Origin of the sequence: Viridibacillus arvi (genome assembly GCF_001274945.1) — a bacterium.
Taxonomy (GTDB): domain Bacteria; phylum Bacillota; class Bacilli; order Bacillales_A; family Planococcaceae; genus Viridibacillus; species Viridibacillus arvi.
In genome coordinates this window covers 1-1,826 of sequence record NZ_LILB01000006.1, presented here as the reverse complement: position 1 = coordinate 1,826, position 1,826 = coordinate 1, and the positions used below count along the sequence as shown (strand labels likewise).

Below are 1,826 nucleotides of genomic sequence, written 5' to 3'. Positions count from 1 at the left end.
TTAGTTGAAGAAGGAGATTTAAAATAATCATACTCTTCTTAAAAGAAGAACCAAAGAAGTATTTCATACATAAAAATGCGAGGTATTTGACAATTTAATCGTCAAATACCTCGTATTTTGGAACAATACTTTTCAGCAAAATGATTAATGAATATATTTAGAACTTACAAGATCATTTTTTAGGACATCGGTTGGGATTTCGAATTCTACTATACCCATATAGCCTTGTGCTACTTCGTATTTATCGAAGGAAATAACAAGTTTACCTTTATCTGAAATATAGAATTGTTGATTAGCTTTAATAGTTGTAAATTCATCTATAACTTCTTCATCAGGGTGACCTCCTCCTTTTACCCAGTACGTTTTATCTGGGTCGGATGCAGCTTGTTCACGCATTTGTTCAATAATGTTTTCACTGATCGTTTTAATATAACTATCGTCTTTAAATAGCATCGGTAGTGTAATTAAAATTTCATTTTGTTTATCAATTGTATCGTACTGCATAACTGTAGAAGATGATCCAACTGTATTGGCGGTATAACGGCCAATTGATAAGATTTGGTCAGTATCTGTTTTGATTTCATAACCACTATCAATCCCTACATGACCGCCTCCATTTTCCTTTACATAATCAACCTCAGAAATAAAGTCATCATAAAGAGCCTTACCTTCTGAACGGTATTTTTCATTTAAAGTATTGGCAAGATCTTTATTTTCTAAGTTTTCAATAGAAGGTACTTTAATGTCAGCATCATATGTGTCTTCTTTAACTTCATATTCAGTCCATGTTAAAACTTTTACGATGCTGCCAACAACAGGAATTTCTGAAAGTGTTTGTGCCATTGCAGGGCTGACATTTAAACTAGCTGTAAAAAGCATTGCTGCCGCTGCAGATCCAAGTAACCATAGTGGTGCTCGGTTTTTTCTCTTCTTTTTGCCTTGCTCTAGTGCGTTTTCAACCACAAAATCAAGCTCTTTGGGAATGGGTACCTCATTATATTGCTTTTCTATTTCTTCTAATTTTTCATCCATGTGTTGTTTCTCCCTTCACATCTTGCAATTGAATTTTTAAGAGTTTTAACGCTTTATAAAGGCGAGTTTTGGCTGTACTCAACTTAATGTTTAGGATATTGGCTACATCAGCGAGCTTTAAATCTTCAAAATAGTGTAAAATGACAACTTCACGATACATTTGAGGTAACTCGTCTAACGCATGCTCTAAATCAACGTCTTCGTAGACATCCTCTTGTGCAGGTGTTAAATATTGTAATGTATCATCGTCTGTCACATGTAAGCGTTTATGCTTACGTAAAAAATCAATGGAAGTACGTACGACGATTTTATAAAACCAGCTTTTCATATACTCGACATTTTCTAGTCGATCGAGAGAAAGCATTGCTTTTTGAATACTGTCTTGTACAACATCAAGTGCGTCCTGTTCATTTTTCGTATAGTTATACGCCAGCAAATAAAAACGTTCTTTCTGTTCACGAATAAACTGGACAAATGTCTCTTCATGTTGAAATGCATTTCTTGTTTTCATGTCCAAAGAAGCTCCTTTTTAACATTTTCAAATTGTATACAACTACTAGACGTGTGAAATGAAGAAAAAGTTGATAGCAATAAAAAACTTATCCCAATATGAGATAAGTTTTATCATTCCAAAGTAGTTACATACCAAAACAAAATAAGCCCGTATTCAAACAACGTTTATAAACAATCAGACCCCTTGGTACGTTGAACGTATCAATTAAAGGAGGTAATATGATGGTACTAATAATTTCAAAATGTATGGCTCTTTTTTCTTTATTGAACTAACGGGGCAG

At 33.7% G+C, this 1,826-nt stretch carries 2 protein-coding genes; both read right to left on the bottom strand.

Features of this window, described 5'->3' with window-relative positions; translation table 11 throughout:
- Window positions 1–144: 144 nt before the first annotated feature.
- Window positions 145–1,032, bottom strand: coding sequence for a DUF3298 and DUF4163 domain-containing protein (locus AMD00_RS17445; RefSeq protein WP_053418349.1), 888 nt, complete (start codon window positions 1,030–1,032; stop codon window positions 145–147).
- Window positions 1,025–1,543 carry a sigma-70 family RNA polymerase sigma factor gene (locus tag AMD00_RS17440; protein ID WP_053418348.1) on the bottom strand — a complete coding sequence of 173 codons (519 nt, stop codon included), beginning with the start codon at window positions 1,541–1,543 and terminating at the stop codon, window positions 1,025–1,027. The genes AMD00_RS17445 and AMD00_RS17440 overlap by 8 nt, the downstream gene beginning before the upstream one ends.
- Window positions 1,544–1,826: the final 283 nt, after the last annotated feature.

Coding starts and splice junctions, on each gene's coding strand:
- AMD00_RS17445 (WP_053418349.1), bottom strand. CDS start 1,032: ATGGATGAAAAATTAGAAGAAATAGAAAAGCAATATAATGAGGTACCC.
- AMD00_RS17440 (WP_053418348.1), bottom strand. CDS start 1,543: ATGAAAACAAGAAATGCATTTCAACATGAAGAGACATTTGTCCAGTTT.